Genomic DNA, 2,034 nt, shown 5'->3' on the forward strand with positions numbered 1-2,034 from the left:
GACCTGGAACGTGTCGCCCTCGCCGGTGAGGAACTTGTCGATGCGCAGGGCAACGTGCGGGAACACCGTATAGGCGGCAAAGACGCCGCCGACGCCGGCCGCACCCAGCGCGACGATCCACAGCCAGGGCAGCCCGGCCATAAAGAACATGATGCCCCAGGTGCCGGTCGTCAGCATGGTCTGGCCGAGGTCCGGTTGCGCCACCAGCAGCGATACGACCAGCACCAGCAGCAGCATGGCAAACAGATTGCCCGGAATATCGGGCTGGCGCTTGTGCTCGGCGAAAAGCCACGCGCACATGATGACGAAGGCCGGCTTCAGGAATTCCGACGGCTGGATCGACAGGCCGGCAAGCGACACCCAGCGGCGCGCACCCTTCACCTCGACGCCGATGTAGAGCACCGCCACCATCAGCACCAGCATCAGGCACAGGATGACCAGCGCCATGCGCCGGATCTGCCTGGAATCGAGGAAGGAGACTGCCAGCATCACACCGAGCGCCGGCACGGTGAAGATGATCTGCCTGGTGGCAAAGTGGAAACTGTCGAGGCCGATGCGTTCGGCCACCGCCGGACTGGCGGCGAAGGACAAGACGATGCCGAGCCCCATCAGCGACAGGAACGCCGCCAGGAACCAGCGATCGATCGTCCACCACCAGGTTGCCACCGGGCTTTTGTCGAGACGGCTTTGCATTATCGTGCCCCTCCGATGGGTTTCACACCCTCGATAGCATTCGCAGCTTGCCTGAAGGCTTCGCCGCGGACTTCGAAATTCTTGAACTGGTCGAAACTGGCGCAGGCCGGCGACAGCAGCACCACCGCCTCGCCGCTGTCGTCCTTAGCGGCATCATGCGCGGCGTGCTCGACCGCGGCGGCCAGCGTGCCTGAGGTCTCGTAGGGAACTGCCTCGCCCAGCTTCGCCGAAAAGGCCGGCGCCGCCTCGCCAATCAGATAGGCCTTGGCGATGCGCGGAAAGAAGCCGCGCAACGGCTCGATGCCGCCTTCCTTGGGCAGGCCGCCGGCGATCCAGTAGATGCGCGTAAAGCTGGATAGCGCGGGTGCTGCCGCATCGGCATTGGTCGCCTTGGAATCGTTGATGAACAGCACATGGTCCTTGCGGCCGACCTGCTCCATGCGGTGAGCGAGGCCGGGAAAGCTTTCCAGCCCCGACTGGATTTCGCCAAGCTCCAGTCCGACCTTGAGGCAAGCGGCGACCGCCGCCAGCGCGTTCTGGGCATTGTGCTGGCCGCGCAGCGAGCCGATGCCTTCGAGGAAGGCGACGCGGCTGTAACGGCCGTGCACCGCTTCCATCAGATTGGTGCCATCGGCGAAATAGCCGTCCGTCAGTGGCAGGCGCTTGGAAATGCGGGTGACATGCCGCCCCGCCCGCTCCAGCCGCTCGGCGATCTGCGCGCACCAGGAATCGTCGATGCCGACGATCGCCGTCTCGCTGCCGGCCACCAGCCGCTCCTTGATCGCGGCGTAGTGCTGCATGGTGCCGTGGCGGTCGAGATGATCGGGCGTCAGGTTAAGCAGGATGCCCGCCGTCGGATTGATCGAGGGCGCGAGGTCGATCTGGTAAGACGAGCATTCGACCACATAGTGCCGATCGGGCTCGGGCGGATCGAGCGTCATCACCGCGCGGCCGATATTGCCGCCCATCTGGGTGTCGCGTCCCGCGGCTTTCAGGATATGCGCGGTCAGCGCGGTCGTCGTCGACTTGCCGTTGGTGCCGGTGATGGCGATGAAGGGCGACGTCGGCGCGCTCAGCATCCGCTCGCGGCAGAAAAGCTCGACGTCGCCGATGATCTCGACGCCTGAACCGCGCGCCAGCTCCACCGTCCAATGCGGCTTGGGATGCGTCAGCGGGACGCCCGGCGACAGCACGAAAGCCGAGAATTTCGCCCAGTCGGCGCCGCGCAAATCAGCGGTCGCGATACCGGCAACGGCGGCCTTGGCAACGCTTTCGGGATTGTCGTCCCAGGCCAGCACGTCCGCGCCGCCCTCGATCAGCGCGCGCGCCGTCGCAATCCCC

General features: G+C 65.7%; 2 protein-coding genes. Both read right to left on the reverse strand.

The annotated features are described in order from the left end of the window. Positions 1 to 693, reverse strand: a 693-nt coding sequence (locus EN939_RS31780) for an FtsW/RodA/SpoVE family cell cycle protein (RefSeq protein WP_164751401.1), incomplete at its 3' end; no start/stop codon positions are given. Further along, the coding region (murD, locus tag EN939_RS31785) for a UDP-N-acetylmuramoyl-L-alanine--D-glutamate ligase (RefSeq protein WP_127271540.1) at positions 693 to 2,034 on the reverse strand (1,342 nt) is incomplete at its 5' end. The genes EN939_RS31780 and murD, both read right to left, overlap by 1 nt.

Source organism: Mesorhizobium sp. M7A.F.Ca.CA.002.05.1.1 (assembly GCF_003998335.1).
Taxonomy (GTDB): domain Bacteria; phylum Pseudomonadota; class Alphaproteobacteria; order Rhizobiales; family Rhizobiaceae; genus Mesorhizobium.